The sequence below is a fragment of the Candidatus Clostridium eludens genome (genome assembly GCF_045310515.1).
GTDB classification, from domain to species: Bacteria; Bacillota; Clostridia; order Clostridiales; family Clostridiaceae; genus Clostridium_B; species Clostridium_B eludens.
Window position 1 is genome coordinate 17894 of the sequence record NZ_JBJHZX010000013.1, and the last position, 19928, is coordinate 37821.

17 protein-coding genes are annotated in these 19928 nt (G+C 31.6%); all 17 read right to left on the bottom strand.

The genetic code is table 11. The annotated features are described in order from the left end of the window. Positions 1-17: 17 nt before the first annotated feature. The 17 genes from ACJDU8_RS10020 to ACJDU8_RS10100 all read right to left on the bottom strand — a co-directional run bounded on the left by ACJDU8_RS10020 (position 18) and on the right by ACJDU8_RS10100 (position 19752). Positions 18-290 (bottom strand): YlmC/YmxH family sporulation protein, encoded by a 273-nt coding sequence (locus tag ACJDU8_RS10020; protein ID WP_406792014.1) that lies wholly within the window; start codon positions 288-290, stop codon positions 18-20. Between the two features lie 110 nt (positions 291-400). Beyond that, complete coding sequence (locus ACJDU8_RS10025) at positions 401-1699, bottom strand: M16 family metallopeptidase (RefSeq protein ID WP_406792015.1); 1299 nt, start codon at positions 1697-1699, stop codon at positions 401-403. Positions 1700-1782: 83 nt separating this feature from the next. Next, on the bottom strand, positions 1783-3918 hold the full coding sequence (locus ACJDU8_RS10030; RefSeq protein WP_406792016.1) for a polyribonucleotide nucleotidyltransferase: 2136 nt from the start codon (positions 3916-3918) through the stop codon (positions 1783-1785). A gap of 70 nt (positions 3919-3988) precedes the next feature. Next, positions 3989-4252, bottom strand: coding sequence for a 30S ribosomal protein S15 (gene rpsO, locus ACJDU8_RS10035; protein ID WP_406792017.1), 264 nt, complete (start codon positions 4250-4252; stop codon positions 3989-3991). Between the two features lie 115 nt (positions 4253-4367). After that, positions 4368-5306 carry a bifunctional riboflavin kinase/FAD synthetase gene (locus ACJDU8_RS10040; protein ID WP_406792018.1) on the bottom strand — a complete coding sequence of 313 codons (939 nt, stop codon included), beginning with the start codon at positions 5304-5306 and terminating at the stop codon, positions 4368-4370. 11 nt (positions 5307-5317) lie between these two features. Then, entirely contained in the window at positions 5318-6187 is an 870-nt protein-coding gene (gene truB / locus ACJDU8_RS10045; protein ID WP_406792107.1) for a tRNA pseudouridine(55) synthase TruB, read from the bottom strand. After that, positions 6187-7149, bottom strand: a complete 963-nt coding sequence (locus tag ACJDU8_RS10050) for a DHH family phosphoesterase (RefSeq protein WP_406792019.1) — start codon at positions 7147-7149, stop codon at positions 6187-6189. The genes truB and ACJDU8_RS10050 overlap by 1 nt, the downstream gene beginning before the upstream one ends. Then, positions 7136-7501 (bottom strand): 30S ribosome-binding factor RbfA, encoded by a 366-nt coding sequence (rbfA, locus tag ACJDU8_RS10055; RefSeq protein ID WP_406792020.1) that lies wholly within the window; start codon positions 7499-7501, stop codon positions 7136-7138. Before rbfA ends, ACJDU8_RS10050 begins: the two co-directional genes overlap by 14 nt. Positions 7502-7519: 18 nt before the next feature. Then, positions 7520-9631, bottom strand: coding sequence for a translation initiation factor IF-2 (gene infB / locus ACJDU8_RS10060; protein ID WP_406792021.1), 2112 nt, complete (start codon positions 9629-9631; stop codon positions 7520-7522). Between the two features lies 1 nt (position 9632). Next, positions 9633-9965 (bottom strand): ribosomal L7Ae/L30e/S12e/Gadd45 family protein, encoded by a 333-nt coding sequence (locus ACJDU8_RS10065; protein ID WP_406792022.1) that lies wholly within the window; start codon positions 9963-9965, stop codon positions 9633-9635. Beyond that, positions 9955-10224 carry an RNase P modulator RnpM gene (gene rnpM, locus ACJDU8_RS10070; protein WP_406792023.1) on the bottom strand — a complete coding sequence of 90 codons (270 nt, stop codon included), beginning with the start codon at positions 10222-10224 and terminating at the stop codon, positions 9955-9957. Before rnpM ends, ACJDU8_RS10065 begins: the two co-directional genes overlap by 11 nt. Before the next feature lie 14 nt (positions 10225-10238). Beyond that, entirely contained in the window at positions 10239-11306 is a 1068-nt protein-coding gene (gene nusA, locus ACJDU8_RS10075) for a transcription termination factor NusA (RefSeq protein WP_406792024.1), read from the bottom strand. A 17-nt stretch (positions 11307-11323) separates the two neighbouring features. Further along, positions 11324-11788, bottom strand: coding sequence for a ribosome maturation factor RimP (gene rimP / locus ACJDU8_RS10080; RefSeq protein ID WP_406792025.1), 465 nt, complete (start codon positions 11786-11788; stop codon positions 11324-11326). A 296-nt stretch (positions 11789-12084) separates the two neighbouring features. Then, entirely contained in the window at positions 12085-16392 is a 4308-nt protein-coding gene (locus tag ACJDU8_RS10085; RefSeq protein WP_406792026.1) for a PolC-type DNA polymerase III, read from the bottom strand. Positions 16393-16469: 77 nt separating this feature from the next. Next, positions 16470-17519 carry a flavodoxin-dependent (E)-4-hydroxy-3-methylbut-2-enyl-diphosphate synthase gene (gene ispG / locus ACJDU8_RS10090; RefSeq protein WP_406792027.1) on the bottom strand — a complete coding sequence of 350 codons (1050 nt, stop codon included), beginning with the start codon at positions 17517-17519 and terminating at the stop codon, positions 16470-16472. 39 nt (positions 17520-17558) lie between these two features. Next, complete coding sequence (rseP, locus tag ACJDU8_RS10095; protein WP_406792028.1) at positions 17559-18569, bottom strand: RIP metalloprotease RseP; 1011 nt, start codon at positions 18567-18569, stop codon at positions 17559-17561. A gap of 25 nt (positions 18570-18594) precedes the next feature. Beyond that, a complete protein-coding gene (locus ACJDU8_RS10100) occupies positions 18595-19752 on the bottom strand; it encodes a 1-deoxy-D-xylulose-5-phosphate reductoisomerase (RefSeq protein ID WP_406792029.1) in 1158 nt (385 codons plus the stop codon). Positions 19753-19928: the final 176 nt, after the last annotated feature.

Consider the following 19928-nt stretch of genomic DNA (forward strand, 5'->3'; position numbering starts at 1 on the left):
GTTATTAAAGTATACCATTAACGCAGTTTTTTAAGTGATTTTTCATCTACATCTATTATAATAGTTTTAGTACCTATTTTTTTTACATATTCCCAAGGTACTTCTATAAATTCACTTTTACCAAAAAGACTAAATCTTGATTTACCATCACTTAAAATAAGCATTCTTAAGTTTCCTGAAGAATCCATTATTATGTCATTATTACCCAGAAAATTAAACTTATTGCCATCATTTACATTTATAATTTCATATCTTTCCATTTCACTATAAAACTTTATATTTTCATCCATATTGATATCTCCTCCACTCTATCTGTTATACTAATATTATGAGTAATATATTCTACTTATTACAGAGTTTAGATATCAATAAATTTACCATACTATATTTAACAAAGCTTTTAAATCAAAGTGCTCTTTGATCTTGGAAATGAAATTGTATCTTTTTCAAATAAATTTTCCATGAGAGATATATCTATTTCTTTTCCTACAAAAGAAGAATTTACTATACTTGTATAAAATGTATTTTTCATTATTCTTTCAAGATTTTCTCCATCTATTTTATCTACTTTATCTATAATATCTGATGGAATATTTAATTTATTTAAAAGCAAAAGTGATTTCCCGTTATTAAACATCCTACTGCTAATACTCTCAAGTCCTAATATATAATTACCTTTTAGCTGTTCTTTGGCTTTTTTTAATTTGTCTTTTGTTATAGCTGTTGTTGAAAATTTCAACATTTCATCTTTTATTCTACATATTACATCATAAGCATATTTCACATTCAATCCTGCATAAACGATTACTGCCCCCACATTGTTAAAAGAAGTTATATAGGAGTAAATTGAATAACAAAGTCCTCTTTCCTCCCTTATTTTTTGAAACAATATAGAGGAAGCTCCTCCTCCATACATGTTGTTTAGGAGCAAAAGAGAGTAAAGATCCTCATTGCCACTTTCAATTCCCGGTATGCCTAAACTAAGATGCAGCTGTTCTATATTTTTCTTTTTAAAAAAATGATTGTTTAAAAACCCCGGTTTAGAGTAATTAGTTACTTTTTTATTTAGTGTATTCCATGTACCAAAATATTTTTCTACTAATCTTTCAACTTTATTTAAGTTTACATTTCCCGCTATAGAAATTACAGAATTTTCCGGTATATAATAGGAGGATATATACTCTATTAAATCTTCACGTGTAAAGGATTTTACAGTATCTATGATTCCTAATATTGGAAGAGATATAGAATCTTCTCCCCACATAGCTTTACTATGGAGATCAGAAAGTACGTCTTCCGGGGAATCTTCACTCATATTTATTTCTTCAGCTATAACTCCTTTTTCTTTTTCGATATCTTCTGGTAAAAATTTACTGTTAAATAACATATCTGATATAACATCTATGGCCAGTTCCAGATGTGAATCTAGTGCTTTTATATAAAAGCATGTGGCCTCCTTACCAGTAAATGCATTTATCTGGCCTCCTACATCTTCTATACATTCTGCTATTTGAAGGGCACTTCTATGAGTAGTTCCCTTAAAAAACATATGTTCAATGAAATGAGAAATTCCATTGTTTTGTTCATTTTCATTTCTTGAACCATTTTTTACCCATAGCCCTACACTTATAGAGTTCACATACTCTATATTTTCTACAACTACCTTAAGACCGTTATCCAATTTAAACACATTATACAATAGAAAGTCACCCCTTTCATATTAATAATTCCTAAATTTTAAAAATAGTTTAATCTAAAAAATAAAAAGGCACCTACGCCCTTCTATTTTGTCACCTTTTTTTGTATGTCCTTCTCATTTAAATCCTTTTTCTCTGAATCTTTTATAGCGTCTTTTCTTGAAAGGTTTATCCTACCCTGACTGTCTATTTCAATTACCTTAACTAATATTTCATCTCCTACAGAAACTATATCTTCTACTTTGTTGACTCTGGTAAAATCTAGTTTTGATATATGAACTAGGCCTTCTTTTCCTTGGTGTATTTCCACAAAAGCTCCGAAATTAGTTATTTTGGTAACCTTACCTAAATATATTTCTCCCACTACTATTTCTCTAGTAAGATCATCTATTATTTTTAGTGCTCTTTTAGCACTTTCGCTATCTTCCGACATAACAAATATCTTGCCATCTTCTTTTATATCTATTTTAACTCCGGTTTCTGCTATTATTTTATTAATAACCTTTCCACCTGCTCCTATTACATCCCTTATCTTTTCAGGTGCTATGGACATAATATAAGTCTTAGGTGCATACTTTGACACCTCGGTTCTAGGTACTGGAATACACTGACGCATTTTTTCTAATATATATAGCCTTGCTGCCCTTGCTTTCTCAAGAGTTTCTTTTATACACTTATTGGATAGTCCATGAATTTTTGTATCAAATTGAATAGCTGTAATACCTTTTTCAGTTCCACCTACTTTAAAGTCCATATCTCCAAAGAAATCCTCCAAACCTTGTATATCCGTCAATATTTCTTCTTGAGACAAGTCTTCGTTAGTTACGAGTCCCATAGCTATTCCAGCAGCAGGCCTTTTTATTGGGACACCTGCATCTAAAAGAGCTAATGTACTTCCGCATATACTAGCTTGAGATGTAGAACCATTAGAACTTAAAACTTCTGATACAAGTCGTATAGTATACGGAAATTCGTCTTCTATAGGTATAAGTGGTTCCAGTGCTTTTTCCGCTAATGCGCCATGGCCTATTTCCCTTCTTCCCGGTCCTCTTAAAGGTCTTACTTCTCCTGTACTATAAGATGGGAAGTTATAGTGATGCATATATCTTTTAGACTCTTCAAGACCCACTCCGTCAAGTATCTGTACATCACCTAAAGATCCTAGTGTAACAGCAGTCATTACCTGGGTCAATCCTCTAGTAAATAACCCTGTACCATGAACTCTTGGAAGAAATCCTACCTCACAATTTATAGGCCTCACTTCATCGAATCCTCTACCATCTATCCTTCTGTGTTCCCTTAAAAGCATATTTCTCACTATTTCCTTCTTTGTTCTATATACCACATCTGAAATATCGCTTCCATTATCGGGATACTTTTCAGAAAATTGTTCCCCAAGCTTTTCATCAATTTCTTTTAGCACTGTATTTCTCTCATCTCTATCTACTATATACATGGCATCTCTTATCATATCGAAAGCAAATTCTTTTACTTCATTTTCTAAATCCTCATCTACTTTATAAAGCTTAGATTCATCTTTTTTCTTTCCATATTCCTTCATGGCCTCTTCTTGAAACAAGGCTATTTTTTTACATTCCTCAAAGCCAAAAATTATAGCATTATACATAATATCTTCTGGTATTTCTTCGCCTCCGGCTTCTACCATCATGACCTTTTCTTTAGTGGCACATACTGTAAGATTTAAAGTGCTTTTTTCTCTATTCTCTAAGTTGGGATTTATTATAAAATTTCCATCCACTAGACCTACAGATACAGCCGCCACCGGAGTTGTAAAGGGAATACTTGACATGCATAAGGCTAAAGATGCTCCATTTATAGCCAATATATCAGGTGAATTGTCCTGATCTACTGATAATACAGTACACACTACCTGAACATCATTTCTATATCCCTTGGGAAACAATGGCCTAAGCGGTCTATCTATTGCTCTTGCATGCAATACTGCTTTTTCAGAAGGCTTACCTTCTCTTTTTATAAATCCTCCTGGAATCTTTCCTACAGAATATAATCTTTCTTCATATTCTATGCTTAAAGGGAAAAAATCTATTCCTTCTCTTGGCCTATCTGAAGCATTTGCATTGATTAAAACTACTGTATCTCCATAACTTATAAGCATGCCGCAATTAGACAACATACCTACTTTTTTACAATCAACCTTTAAGGTTCTTCCTGCAATAGTAGTTTGAATAACTTCTTGCATTAAAAATTTACCTCCTCTCAATGAATTACAATTTTTTAAAATAATAGAGCGGTAAAAGCCGCTCCAAAAATTATTTCCTTAATTTTAATGCCTTAATAATAGCACGGTATCTTTCAATATCTTGCTTAATTAAATAGTTGAGAAGTCCTCTTCTTTTACCAACCATCATTAAAAGACCTCTTCTTGAATGGTGGTCTTTCTTATGAATCTTTAAATGCTCATTTAAATGATTAATTCTTGTGGTAAGCAATGCTATTTGAACTTCCGGAGATCCTGTATCTCCTTCATGTCTTGCATATTTTTCCATTATTTCTTGTTTAACTGCCTTTTCCATTGTGTTACACCTCCAATTGTTATTCCCCTTTATCCCAAGAATATCGTCGGCAAATCGAAATTCTTAGCATAAGGATCACGCCTGTAATTATAACAAATAAAGTGGTTATTGTAAATTAATTTTTAAAATTAATTTGTAATTTTTTCTTACTTGCATATATCTTGTCTTTTTTTAGCTGATGTGCCAATTCTGATAAACTATTAAACTTTAACTCGTCTCTAATTCTTTCAATAAAGTGTATCTTTGCATTTTTACCATATACATCTTCATTAAAATTTAATATATGGGTTTCAATACCGAGTTTATTATCACATGTAGTGGGATTGTAACCTACATTTGTTATGCCCTTAAATATATTATTGTCGAGTTGTACCATAGTATAGTATACTCCACCTTTTGGTACTACAAACTTCTTGTCATAGTCCAAATTTATTGTGGGGAAACCTAGCTTTCTACCCAAATGCTTTCCATGTATTACTTTTCCCTGTATTACAAAAGGTCTTGTTAAAAGCCTATTAACTTTTTTCATATCACCTTCATCTGATATAACTGTCCTTATAATTGAACTGCTAACTACTTGCCCTTTATATTTTATGGAATCTATTATATTCAGAGAAAATTTATAATTTTTACTCATCTTCTTTAATAAACTCACATCGCCTAAATTTTTATATCCAAATCTATAATTAAATCCAACTACAATGCCTTCAGCTCTGTAATTATTTAGAAGATGAATTATAAAGTCCTCAGGATATATTTTCATAAATTCTCCATTAAAGTTTGCCATATTTATTATATCCAATCCTACATTTCTTAATACATTTACTTTAGATTCATTATCCATTAAAATTTTAGGTGCTAAATCTGGATTTATAGTACTGAGGGGATGATTTTTAAATGTAAATACCATACTCTTTGCACCATTATTTTTGGCAAGCTTAATAGTCTTATTTATAAGACTCATATGTCCCAAATGAAGCCCATCAAAACTTCCTAAAGCAATATATGTATTCTTCATAAAATGCTTTTTAAAATTATCTTCCATCACTATCATATTCAACTACCTCAAATAAACAATTTTACCATTCTAAATTGAAAATCTTTATTCATTCCCATACCTACAAACTTATTGTTTTGTATATAAACTCTATATAACTGATCCGTCATTATTTTATTCAAAAATTCTTCATCTTTTATACTCATTCCATTTAATATCTTTTTTATATATTTGTCTTCTATTATAACTTCAGGATACCTGTTAAGAGCCTTGTCTATAGGTATGATGTTCTGTAATATATTTTCATCATTTAAATCTTCAAGCTTAATGGCATCTTTGATGTTAAAATTACCTGTAGATATTCTCTTTAAATTCCACATGGTACCGCCACAATTCAATTTGTTTCCTATATCATGGCATAGGCTCCTAATATAAGTACCTTTTGAACAAGTTACTTCAAATAATACATATGGTAATTCTATATTCGCAATATCTATAGAATATATTGTTATTTTTCTTTTCTTTCTCTCTATCTCTATGCCTTGCCTTGCCAGGTCATAAAGCTTTTTGCCATTCACTTTTAGAGCAGAATACATAGGCGGTATTTGTTCTATTTGTCCCTGAAAACTTAAAATTCCATCAACTACATTTTTCTCTTCTAAATCAACACTTCTGGTATTTACTATACTACCTTCTCTATCATAAGTTTCTGTAGTAATCCCAAGTTTTAGCTCAGCCAAATATACTTTTTTACTTTCAACTATATAATCTGCAAATTTTGTAGCTCTGCCTACACAAACCGGAAGTACTCCTGAGGCAATAGGATCAAGGGTACCTGTATGACCTACTTTTTTATTTTTCAATATAGATTTTACCTTTCTAACTACATTAAATGAAGTCATACCCTCAGGCTTATTTATGTTTAAAATCCCATCCATCATAAAAACTCTTTTTCAACTTCCTTTAATACCATATCTCTTACCTCTATTATAGATTTATCTAAAACAGTGAGTCCACTAGCCCTTAAATGTCCTCCGCCGTTAAAAACCTCTGCTATTTTTCTCACATCCACCTTTGACTTAGATCTAAGACTTACTTTTACTCCCTTTTCTACTTCCTTTAATAGAATTCCAACTTCTACAGTATCTATTTTCATGCCCATATCAATAATATCTGAAGTATCTATATCTTTTGTTATTCCTACCTCTAAAAGCATATGTTTTGTAATTTCTATAACACAAATTTTATCCCCAGCCAATTCCATAGCTTCCATTGCTTTTCCATAAAGTTTAATTCTTTCGAACTTCTTATTTTCAAAAACTATCCTGTGTATTTTACTAAAGTCTATACCTGTATTTATTAAATCTCCAGCTATTGTATGGGTTACAGAAGTAGTAGAAGGATATTTAAAAGAACCACTATCCGTAATTATTGAAGTATAGAGGCACTCTGCTATACCTTTATCTATGGTAATACCCATAAGCCTAAGCATCTGATACACTATTTCTGATACCGCCGCTGCATTTGTATCCACATAATTAAAATCTCCATATAACTCGTTTGATACATGGTGATCTATATTTATTAGAGTATACGCTTTGTTTTCAAAATTCAAATCTGCATTTATTCTCTTTACATCTCCACAATCCAATACTATTACACATTCAGTATCATTACTTACCTGGAAACTCTTACCATCCATATTTTCACTACAACATAAAAATTTAAAATCCCCCAGTACCTCTTCTCTTGCCAGTATTTCAACTTTTTTCCCGGTTTTTTTTAATCCCTGGAATAATGCAAGCGAACTTCCAATAGCATCTCCATCTGGAGAAGAATGAAAAGTTATTGCTATTTTGTCACATGCCTTTATTTTGTTAATTATATCATTCATTATCATGTTTTTCATTCTCCTTTATTTTATGGAGGAGTTCATTTATATGCATACCATATTCTATGGTATTATCCATTTCTATAATTATTTCCGGGGTATTCCTAAGTTTCACTCTATGCCCTACTTCCCTCCTTATAAAGCCCTCTGAATTTTTCAGCGCCTGGAATGTATCTTCTTTTGAGCTATCTTCTCCATAAATACTTACGAATACTTTTGCATATTTTTGATCTTTTGTCACATCAACTTTTGTAACACTTACCATGGCACTAAGTCTGGGATCCTTTATATCATTTCTAATTACATTACTTATTTCTCTTTTCATTTCTTCATTTATTCTTCCACTTCTATAATTAGTCATAAATTATCACCTCTCCATTTATAACTCTTTTTTCTTAATCTCTTCTATATCATAGCCCTCTATAATATCCCCTTCTTTTATATCATTAAATTTCTCAACAGACAGCCCGCATTCATATCCTTCTGCTGCCTCTTTTACATCGTCTTTAAACCTTTTTAGAGATGCCAGTTGGGATTCAAATATAACTATTCCATCTCTTATTATTCTAACTTTACAGTTTCTTACCATTTTACCCTCTTGCACATAACATCCTGCAATAGTACCTATATTGGATATTTTATAAATCTGTCTTATTTCTGCTTTTCCAAGTATAACTTCCTTGTAATCCGGTTCAAGCATTCCTACCATAGCAGCCTTTATGTCTTCTATAGCATTATATATAACTCTATAAGTCTTTATATCCACAGATTCTTTTTCAGCAGCAGCCTGTGCATTACTATCAGGTCTTACATTAAATCCTATTATTATAGCATTTGATGCAGAAGCTAATGTTACATCTGTTTCCGTTATAGCTCCTACTGCCCCATGTATTACTCTGACTTTTACTTCTTCATTGGAAAGTTTTTGAAGAGACTGCTTTAATGCCTCTATAGAACCCTGAACATCTGCCTTTACTATTATACCCAGTTCTTTTACTTTTCCCTCTTTTATTTGATTATATAAGTCTTCCAGTGAAACTTTATGAGTGGACTGCAAATATTCTTCCCTTATTTTTTGTTTTCTCTTTTCAGCTATATCTCTTGCAGTTTTTTCATCTTTAACCTGATGGAACCTATCTCCTGCTGCAGGTACCTCGGATAATCCAAGTATTTCTACAGGTATAGAAGGTCCTGCTGATTTAATTTTATTTCCTTTATCATCAAACATGGCTCTGATTCTACCATAAGTACTTCCAACTATTATAGAATCACCCACACTAAGTGTTCCATTTTGAATAAGAAGTGTTGCAACTGCTCCTCTACCCTTATCCAATTTAGCTTCTACTACCGTACCTTTACCATTTCTATTTGAGTTTGCCCTCAATTCCTGCATTTCTGCTGTTAAAAGTACCATTTCCAAAAGCGTATCAATTCCTTCTTTGGTATGTGCAGATACAGGAATACATATAGTATCTCCTCCCCAGTCTTCTGGTATAAGTTCATACTCTGTAAGTTCCTGCTTTACTTTATCTACATTAGCTCCTGGTCTATCTATTTTATTTATAGCCACAACCATAGGAACATTTGCTGCCTTACAGTGATTTATTGCTTCCGCAGTTTGAGGCATTATTCCATCATCTGCAGCTACTACCAAAATAACTATATCTGTGATTTGAGCTCCTCTAGCTCTCATAGCGGTGAAAGCTTCATGTCCTGGAGTATCCAGGAAAGTTATTTTTTCTCCATTTATAGTAACAGTGTAAGCACCTATATGCTGTGTTATTCCTCCTGCCTCTGTGGCAGTTACTTTAGATTTTCTTATAGCATCTAGTAAAGATGTTTTTCCATGGTCTACGTGTCCCATAACAGTTACAACAGGTGGTCTTTTTTCTAGATTAATACTTTCATCTTCATCCTCTTCTTGTTCTGCTACACCTTTATCAATATCTTCCTCCTTTTTTAATACTGTAACATCAAATTTTTCCCCTAATTTTTCTGCAGTACTAAAATCTATTTCCTGATTTATAGCTGCCATTACTCCCATAAATATAAGTTGTTTAATAACTTCAGTAGTTGGTTTACCTATTTTTTCAGAAAACTCCTTTACTGTTATGGTATCTTCCATTTCCACTTCACAATTTTCCTGTTCTTCCTGTTCTCCTTTATTTGCTCTGAAAGCTTTTTCTTTTAAATCTTTCGTTATTTTATCAGATTTATATTTATTTTTATCTACAACTTTAACCGCATCTGTGGACTTTTTCTTAAATTTTTCAGATTTTTCTTCTACTAAAGTTTTATATTTATCTTCCAATCCTTCATCCTTACCTTCATTTTCTTCAATAAATTCTTTAATTAAATCTGCATCTTCTTCTTCTATTACACTCATGTGATTTTTTACCTCTACTCCAAATTCCTCTAAGAGTAATGTAATTAACTTTTTGCTTGATATATTTAATTCTTTAGCTAATTCATAAATTCTTATTTTTGACAAACTATTCACCCCCGAAACTAAAGTTTTCCTCTTCTTGCCATAAAGCAAGTAATTTTTTTCCCATACCCCTATCTGCAACGCCTATAATTTTTATCTCTTTTACTCCTATTGCATTTCCAAGCTCTTCTTTACTATATGGCAGCTTTGCAATTGGTACTTTATATTTATTACTGTAATTTAAAAATTTATTCCACGTATTTTCAGAAATATCATTACACATTACAATAAAATAGACTTTATTTTTTCTTATTTTTTCTTCACATATATTATATCCTTCCAAAAGTTTTCCTGCACGTTTTATTATTCCCATAAAACCTAGAAATTTATTTTTCATTTTCTATCTGTTCCTTTAAGCTATCACATAATGCCTCATCTATTTGTATTTCAAGGTTTTTTTGAATCCTTTTATTTTTAAGAGCTTTTTCAAGGCACTGAATATCTCTGCATATATAAGCACCTCTTCCATTTTTCTTGCCTGTAGGATCTACAAACACTTCCCCTTCTTTATTCTTTACTATTCTTATCAGTTCTTTTTTAGGCTTCATTTCCATGCATCCTGTACACATTCTCTGCGGCGCCTTCTTTTTTTTCATGTAAACACCACCTCTTAATCAATTTTTTCATCCTGTATATCACTTTGTGATTTACTTTTTATGTCTATCTTCCATCCTGTAAGTTTTGCTGCTAACCTCACATTCTGACCTTCTTTACCTATAGCTAGAGACAGTTGGCTGTCATCTACCACAATTTGGGCAAATTTCATTTCCTCATCTAAAGTCACATCTAAAACCTTAGCAGGACTGAGTGCATTAGCTATATACTCCTCTGGAAGCTTACTCCACTTTATTATATCTATTTTTTCACTTTTTAACTCATTCACTATATTTTGAACTCTTACACCTTTAGGTCCAACACAAGCTCCCATAGGATCCACATTTTCATCATTTGAATGTACTGCAATTTTAGTTCTAGACCCTGCTTCTCTTGCTATAGATTTTATATCAACAGTTCCATCAAATACTTCTGGTACCTCAAGTTCAAATAATCTCTTTATAAGGCCTGGATGAGTTCTAGATATTACAATTTGGGCTCCTTTAGTAGTATTTTTAACTTCTACAATATACAATTTAAGTTTATCATTGAAATTATACCTTTCTCCAGGTATTTGCTCATTAGGTCCAAGAACTGCCTCTGTTTTACCTAAGTTTACCAATATATTATTTTTATCTTTCCTAATTACAGTTCCCGTTATTATATCATCTTCTTTTTCAACAAAATCATTATATATAATTCTTCTTTCTTCTTCTTTTATTCTCTGTATCACTACCTGTTTTGCAGCCTGTGCAGCTACCCTTCCAAATTTTCTAGGGGTAACTTCTATATTTACTATATCTCCTATATTATAATTGGTATCTATTTCTTTTGCATCTTCTATACTTATTTCACTTACGTTGTCTACTGCAGTATCTACTACATTTTTCTGTGAATAAACATGAATTTCTCCATTTTCTCTATTCATAGTAACCTTAACATTTTGGTTGCTTACTCCATGTCCCATATAATTTTTTTTATAAGCAGCAACTAATGCATCTTCTATAGTTGTAAATAATAAATCTTCACTTATACCTTTTTCTTTAACTATTTCTTTTAAGGCTTCTATAAATTCCTGATTCATTTTAAAATATACCTCCCCTAAAAATCGCCTTTTAAATTTACAGTTGAAATTTTATTTCTTGGAATAATAATCTCTTCACCTTCACAACTAACTTTTAATGCATCCTCATCAAAGGACAAAAGTTCTCCCTCATACTTTTTCTTTCCTTTTAAAAGTCCATGTATGTTAACTAGCACATTATATCCAGTGTATCTTTTGAAATGTTCATCACTGTCAAGTATTCTCTCTATACCTGGTGATGAAACTTCCAGATAATAAGGATCTTTTATGGGATCTTCTCTATCCAATATATCACTAACTGCCCTGCTTACGGTTTCACAGTCTTCTAGTGATATATTTCCTTCTTTTTTATCTATATATATTCTTAAATAATTGTTATTTCCTTCTTTTTTAAATTCTAAATGGTATAATTCAAAATCTAAATTATTAACTATTGGTTTTATAAATTCTACTATTTTTTTTATTAATATATTATTATCCATTTTGTACCCTCCTTACTTATAATGTTATACATTGTTTTTTAAAAAAATGTTAACAGTATTAATAATTTAAAAACGCAACTTTCGCTGCGTTTTTAACAAATAGAAAGAGCGGGTTCAACCCCACTCCTACATACTAAACAAATTGCTGTAGATTTACCACTTTTATTTTAACACACCATACATTGTATTTCAAGAAAAATTATATATAACTTAAGGCAGTAAATAGTTATAGACTTTATCAATTAAAACTTCAGGAATGTAATGTACCTTCAAAGAAATAAGCACAGTATGCTAGCTTATGCAAATAAAGACAATTGATTGGTTTCTGGAAGATTTCTTAAACATCCATGATTATTTAAAGTATCTATTACTGTTTTAGAAATTTTTGCTCTCATTCTTAAATCTTCTTTAGATATAAATTCCCCTTCTTCTCTGGCCTTTACTATATTTTTAGCTGCATTTTCTCCTAAACCTGCAAGAGAATTTATAGGAACCCTAATTCCATCCTCTTCTATTAAGAATTTTACTGCATGGGATTTATATAAATCTACCTTTAGGAATTTAATTCCCCTTTTATGCATCTCATAACACAACTCTAATATTGTAAGCAATCCTTTGTCCTTCTGAGTTAGATTATTACCCTGGGCATAAAGTTCATCCATTTTTTTCTTTATAGCATCTTCCCCTTGAACAGTTATGTCTGCATCAAACTCATTTGCTCTTACAGTAAAGTAAGCAGCATAATAAGCCTTGGGATAGTATACCTTAAAATATGCTATCCTAACTGCCATCATTACATAAGCCACCGCATGACCTTTAGGAAACATATATTTTATTTTTCTACAGGATTCAATATACCAATCTGGTACATTATGTTCTCTCATTATGGCTTCATGTTCTTCTTTAAGTCCTTTTCCTTTTCTTACCATTTCCATTATTGTAAAAGATACTTTGGGAGGGAGTTCTTTTTGAATTAAATATATCATTATGTCATCCCTACAAGCTATACAGTCTCTTAATGTAGTATATCCTTCTTTTATATAATACTGGGCATTGTTAAGCCATACATCTGTACCGTGGGATAGTCCTGATATTCTAACTAAATCTGCAAAGGTTTTAGGGTGGGTATCCACTAACATCTGTCTTACAAATTTAGTTCCAAACTCGGGCAATCCATAAGTACCTACAGGACAACTAATATCTTTTTCACTAACTCCAAGGGCATCTGGAGAAGTAAATAAACTCATAACCTTTGGATCCCCAAGAGGTATAGTTTTAGGATCAACTCCTGTTAAATCCTGAAGCATTCTAAGTACAGTGGGATCATCGTGTCCCAGTATATCAAGTTTTAAAAGTCTTCCGCTTATAGAATGGTAATCAAAATGTGTAGTTATTATTTCCGTATTATTATCATCTGCAGGGTGCTGTACTGGTGTAAAATTATATATCTCATTATCATCTGGAACTACCATAACTCCTCCAGGATGCTGTCCTGTAGTTCTCTTTATTCCAGTACATCCTTTTGTGAGTCTTTCTATTTCAGCCTGAGGTAAAATCATATTCTTCTCTGATATGTATTTTTTAACATACCCATAAGCAGTTTTTTCTGCTATAGTACCTATAGTACCTGCTCTAAATACATGATTTTTTCCGAATAAAACTTCTGTATATTTGTGCACTACTGGCTGGTATTCACCAGAAAAATTCAAATCTATATCTGGTTCCTTATCCCCTGCAAATCCCAAAAAAGTTTCAAAAGGTATATCATGACCATCCTTTATAAGTTTTTCACCGCACTCAGGACAACTTTTATCTGGTAAATCTGCTCCAGAGCCTATAGAACCATCCGTAAAGAACTCACTGTATTTACAATTGGGACATACATAATGAGGTGGCAGTCCGTTAACTTCTGTAATATTAGACATAGTTGCCACAAAAGAAGATCCTACAGAACCTCTAGAACCTACCAGATACCCATCCTCATAGGATTTTTCCACTAACTTTTGTGCAATAAGATAAAGTACAGCATATCCATTGTTTATTATGGAATTCAACTCTTTATCTAGCCTTTGTTGTACAATTTCCGGCAGATTATCTCCATATATATAGTGTACCTTTTTAAGAGTCATATTTTTAATTTCTTCCTCTGCACCTTCTATCTTAGGAGGAAAGGTCTCATCAGGTATAGGTTTTACTTCTTCTATTATATCTGCAATTTTATTAGTGTTTTCAATTACTACTTCTCTTGCCTTTTTCTCACCCAAATATTCAAATTCAGAAAGCATTTCATAAGTAGTTCTAAAATAAAGAGGAGGCTGGTTATCAGCATCTGAATAACCCTGTCCTGCCATTATTATACGTCTAAATATCTCGTCTTTAGGATCCATAAAATGTACATCTCCTGTAGCTACCACGGGAATATTATTACTATGGCCAAGTTCACATATTCTTCTGTTTATATCTCTTAACTGTTCTATGTCCTTCACCAGACCATTTCTCACCATAAACAAATTATTTTCTACAGGTTGTATTTCTAAGTAGTCATAAAAGTTTAATATATCTTTTAACTCACTATCGCTCTTACCTCCTAATACTTCCCTATATACCTGACCTGCTTCACAGGCACCTCCTATTATAAGACCTTGCCTATATTTTGCTATAAGACTTTTAGGCATTCTAGGTTTTTTAAAAAAATAATTCAAATTAGATTCAGATACCATTTTGTATAAATTCTTAAGTCCTATCTGATTTTTAACCAATATTATAAGGTGATACATAGGTTGTTTTTTAACATCCACATTACTTAAGAATTCTTTATTTAAATCTCCAAGATTTAAGATATTCTTTTCTCTAAGCATTTTAAAACATTTTAAAAGTATTTGGCAAGTGGCTCCAGCATCATCTACAGCTCTATGATGATTTTCTAAAGATATATCTAAATGTTTTGCAACTACATTTAATTTGAATTTTTTAAGTTCTGGAAATAAAAATTTGCAAAGAAGTACAGTATCCATAACTGGATTTTTGAATTTCAAATTTAAGTCAATACAGTTCTTTTTTATAAATCCCACATCAAAATTAGCATTATGTGCTACTACTACAGAATCATTTATAAATTCTATAAATTTAGGCAGAACAGATTTTATGCTATTACAGCTTGCTACCATTTCGTCAGTGATGCCTGTAAGCTCCACAATAGGCTCAGGTATTGGCCTTTCCGGATTTATAAATTCACTGAATCTATCTATTATTTTTCCTTCCTTTATCTTTACAGCACCTATTTCTATTATATTATCATTTGTCATGGAGAAACCTGTAGTTTCAATATCAAAAATCACATAAACATCATCCAATGTTTTTTTGTCTCCATTTACAGCAATGGGAATACCGTCATCCACCATATACGCTTCTATACCATATATAAGTTTAATATTATTCTTTTTAGCTGCATCCATAGCTTCCGGATAAGCCTGAACCACACCGTGATCAGTTATTGCGATAGCTTTATGTCCCCATACAGCCGCCCTCTTGATAAGATCTGATGCAGAACTAATGGCATCCATGGCACTCATTTGAGTATGTAAGTGGAGTTCTACTCTTTTTTCTTCTGAGGTATCCATCTTTTCTTCTTTCTTTATTTTTACTATATCCTTAGCCATTATAACTAATTCTCTTGCATAAATGTCATTTACAGCTTCCCCTTTTACCATACAATAAAGTCCTTCTTTAATCTCTCCTATTATCCTATCTGCATCTTTAGGTTTAGGGAAAAATTTAACTGTAATGGAACTTGTATAATCAGTTATGTAAAAAGTAACTATTTTTCTTCCTGTTTTAGTTTCTATGATTTCTTTTTTAAATATTTCCCCTTTTAATATAACTGTTTTAGATATATCAGTTATACTTACAATTTCCATAGGAATTCCACTTATGATCTTCCCTATTATAACCGGTCCTTTCTCAGCATAAACTTCCTTTTCATTTGACATTTTATGTTCTCTATTTTGTTCTAATGCAATAGGTGCATTGTGAGTTTCCCTATGCTTTAAAATGTTTTCTATGTATTTTTTTTCTTCATTTTTACTTTCTTCCAGATAATCTTTAACATTTAGTTTTCTATCATAATTTAAAGTTATGGAACACTTAACACCAAATAAATCCTTTATGGTTCTAACCATGAGCTTTTCTATATTTTTATTTTTTAATAGGTTGCATATAAACTCATTTCCAGTAAAGATTTTAAGTATATCACCTTCTATTTCTCTGGAGCATTTTTCTAAAAGTTCCTTGCAGATAGGAATATATGAAGCCATTATACCTGTAAGTTCAATCCAATAAACTTCACTTATATCTTTTAGACATACATTAGATATATCTTTATAACATATAAGCTCAATACTACAAAAGCCTTCTAGTTTTTTATTAATTATATCCCGTATTTTATTCTGTATACGGGCATCTAAATTCTCTGATGACTTCAATATTATTTTTAATCTATTACTTTTTCTAAGATACTGTATTTTTAAAAGTTTTATATCTTCTCCCATAGTATTACTGTCTAAATCTAAATCCTCCTGCAGTATCTTTACAATATCCACGCCCATTTTTTACCTCCTTTACTTATAACTTGAAAAAGATGGTATGTGAGAGCGAACTACTTAAAAATATATGCTTTGAAAAATTAAATATTTTTTACTTCATCTATAAGCGCCTCTACTAAATCCTTTTCCTTCACTTTTCTTAATATTTTTCCTTTTTTGAATATAAGACCTTCCCCTTCACCTCCTGCTATACCAATATCAGCTTCTTTTGCCTCTCCAGGTCCATTTACCACACATCCCATAACAGCTACCTTTATATTTTTGTCCATAGCAGAAAGTCTTCTTTCTACTTCTTCGGCTATTTTAATTAAATCAATCTTTGTTCTACCACAAGTAGGACATGATATGAATTCTATTCCTTCTTTTAAATATCCACAGGCTTTTAATATTTCCTTGCCTACTCTGACCTCTTGAAGCGGATCTCCCGTAAGAGAAACTCTTATAGTATCTCCTATTCCTTCCATTAATAGAGTTCCAATTCCTACACTGGATTTTATGGTACCACGCCAAACAGTCCCTGCTTCTGTTACTCCAAGATGAAGGGGATAATTTACTATTTTAGATATTTTTCTGTAGCTTTCTATCATATCATTTACATTTGAAGATTTTATAGATATGACTATATTATAAAACCCTATGTCTTCCAATACTCTAACATGTTCTAAAGCACTTTCCACTAGTGCTTCTGGACATACCTTACCATATTTATTCAAAATATCTTTTTTCAGAGAACCCGAATTCACCCCTATCCTAATTGGAATTTCTCTCTCACCTGCTAATTTTGCCACCATCTTTACTTTAGTTATATCACCAATATTTCCAGGATTTATTCTAAGTGCTGATACTCCATTTTCTATGGATTTAAGAGCTAATTTATAATCAAAGTGTATATCTGCCACCAGCGGTAAAGATATTTCTTTTATAATGGTTTTCAAGGCATCACAAGCTTCCATATCAGGTACTGCACACCGCACTATATCACATCCTGCCTCCTGAAGCTGACGTATTTGCGTTATAGTAGCCCATGCATCTTTTGTATCTGTATTAGTCATGGACTGTACAGCTATAGAAGAATTTTCTCCTATAGCTATACCTCCTACTTTTATTCTTTTAGTATTTGCCCTATTCACCTTTTCACCTTCTTTAACAATAATATGCATTGACATTAGCTAAAACTTTATGGGATAAAATATATCTTTTACTGTCACTAATACCATTAATGCCATAAGTATGGCAAAACCCACATAGTTTAGTATTCCCACTTTGTTATCATCTACTTTTTTACCTGTTATTATTTCAAACAAAAATAGGAATATATACCCTCCATCCAAAGCAGGAAATGGTATTATATTAAATATGGCAAGCTGTATACTTATATAAGCTGAAAATGCAAGTAAGCTTAATATACCTGCTTTAGCCGCTGCGCCAGAAATTTTTATTATAGTTAAAGGACCTCCTACATCATTCATGGATGCTTTACCTTTAAATAACGTTTTAAAGAAGCTAACTGTTTGTTTTATTAAGGATTTAGTCTCTATAAATCCATAAGATACAGACTGGGTTAGTGTGGGTTTATTTACCTGGGTCCCCTCAATTCCTACAATATACCTATTTTCTTTCTCATCTTTTACAGGGGTTACATTTACCTGATTTACCCCTCCCTGCCTTTCATAAGTTATGTTAACTGAATTGCCACTTGCAGTATATATTTCTGTTACAAAATCTTCCCAAGTTGATATTTTAGAATTATTAACCTGGGTTATTTTATCACCAGCCTTAATTCCTGCCATAGCTGCAGGTCCACCAGAAAGAGTTCTACTTACTACAGGTGACAGATATCCTCTTGCAGAAGCTATAATAGAAAATAATACTACCCCCAATATAAAATTCATTATAGGTCCTGCTATTACAATACTCAGTTTTCTAATAGAACTCTTATTATTAAATGCCCTCGGATCCTCACTTTTTCCTTCATCACCAAGCATTTTTACATATCCGCCAATAGGAAAAAGCTTTATTAAATATTCAGTTTCGCCTCCTTTTATCCCAAAAAGTTTGGGTCCCATACCTACAGAAAATTCCTCTACCTTAACACCATTTACTTTCGCTAGTATAAAATGTCCTAATTCATGAATTATAATTAACACGCCAAAGGCTATTATAGCCGCTATTATATACAAATGGTATTCCTCCTAACTATACTTCTTATTTACCAAATTTATTTTTTACATATTCTTTAACTTTTATTTCTGTATGGAGTAAATCTTCTAAAGTATAACTACCACAATAAGTGAATTTATTCATACATTCTTCTAATATACGTATTATATCTAAAAATTTAATTTTATTAGAAAGGAACAACTCTACTGCTGCTTCATTAGCACAATTTAGTATAGCTGGCATTGTACCTCCAATCCTTCCCGCCTCATAGGCTAACTTAAGTGGCTTAAAAGTATCTAGGTCAGGTTTTTCAAAACTTAAATTTTTCATATTATAAAAATCTAACCTATCTACTACAGCCTCCCTTCTTTTAGGATAATTTAATGCATACTGTATTGGAAGCCTCATATCTGTACTTGAAAGTTGTGCTATAACACTTCCATCTTTATATTCTACCATAGAGTGAACTATGCTTTCCGGGTGAATTACTACTTTTATTTTGTCGTAAGATATATTAAACAAAAAATGAGCCTCTATAACTTCCAATCCTTTATTCATAAGAGTAGCAGAATCTATAGTAAGTTTTTTACCCATCTTCCAACTGGGATGGTTCAGTGCTTGTTTTACAGTAACATTCAAAAGCTGTTCTTTTGTCTTTCTCCTAAAAGGCCCCCCTGAAGCAGTCAAAATCAATTTTTCTACATCATCAGAATCATTTCCTTTAAGGCATTGAAAAATGGCACTATGCTCTGAATCCACTGGAATTATCTTTATTTTATTATCCCTGGCTAATTTTGTAACCAGTTCTCCTCCTACTACTAGTGTTTCCTTATTGGCCAATGCTATGTCTTTTCCTGCCCTAATAGCATTTATGGTTGGAACTAGTCCCACCATCCCTACCACTGAGGTAACCACCATATCAACATCAGGTAAACTAGCTATAGTATTTAAACCCTCTATTCCAAATAATACTTTCGCGTTTACATTTTTATTACTACAATAATCCTTAAATTTTAAGTAAGCATTTTCTTCAGTTAATACAACATAGGAAGGATTAAATTCATCAACTATATCTAAAAGCTCATTTACACTACTGTGTGCAGATACTGCCAAAAGTTTAAAATTTTCCTTATCCTTTCTTAATATATTTAAAGTCTGAGTGCCTATAGAACCAGTAACACCAAGGACTGAAATTTTTTTCATTATAACAACTCCTCATTCTAATACAACTGCAAATCAAACACAATTTTAATATGATTAACTATACCATATTTATGTTATAAAATAAATAACCTTATTATTTTCATATAATTTACATTATTTATTGTATTTTTAAATATTTAAAATATATACCAAGCAAAATACAATTTAAATAATAA

Bases quoted from the DNA above. Each gene is read 5' to 3' on its own strand.
- ACJDU8_RS10065 (WP_406792022.1), bottom strand. From the start codon at position 9,965: ATGAAAAATAAATTTCTAGGTTTTATGGGAATAATAAAACGTGCAGGA.
- nusA (WP_406792024.1), bottom strand. From the start codon at position 11,306: ATGAATCAGGAATTTATAGAAGCCTTAAAAGAAATAGTTAAAGAAAAA.
- rbfA (WP_406792020.1), bottom strand. From the start codon at position 7,501: ATGACTAATTATAGAAGTGGAAGAATAAATGAAGAAATGAAAAGAGAA.
- rnpM (WP_406792023.1), bottom strand. From the start codon at position 10,224: ATGAAAAAAAAGAAGGCGCCGCAGAGAATGTGTACAGGATGCATGGAA.
- rimP (WP_406792025.1), bottom strand. From the start codon at position 11,788: ATGGATAATAATATATTAATAAAAAAAATAGTAGAATTTATAAAACCA.
- ACJDU8_RS10020 (WP_406792014.1), bottom strand. From the start codon at position 290: ATGGATGAAAATATAAAGTTTTATAGTGAAATGGAAAGATATGAAATT.
- truB (WP_406792107.1), bottom strand. From the start codon at position 6,187: ATGGATGGGATTTTAAACATAAATAAGCCTGAGGGTATGACTTCATTT.
- ACJDU8_RS10040 (WP_406792018.1), bottom strand. From the start codon at position 5,306: ATGATAGTGATGGAAGATAATTTTAAAAAGCATTTTATGAAGAATACA.
- ACJDU8_RS10085 (WP_406792026.1), bottom strand. From the start codon at position 16,392: ATGGGCGTGGATATTGTAAAGATACTGCAGGAGGATTTAGATTTAGAC.
- ACJDU8_RS10030 (WP_406792016.1), bottom strand. From the start codon at position 3,918: ATGCAAGAAGTTATTCAAACTACTATTGCAGGAAGAACCTTAAAGGTT.
- rpsO (WP_406792017.1), bottom strand. From the start codon at position 4,252: ATGGAAAAGGCAGTTAAACAAGAAATAATGGAAAAATATGCAAGACAT.
- ACJDU8_RS10050 (WP_406792019.1), bottom strand. From the start codon at position 7,149: ATGATAATGAATGATATAATTAACAAAATAAAGGCATGTGACAAAATA.
- ACJDU8_RS10100 (WP_406792029.1), bottom strand. From the start codon at position 19,752: ATGAAAAAAATTTCAGTCCTTGGTGTTACTGGTTCTATAGGCACTCAG.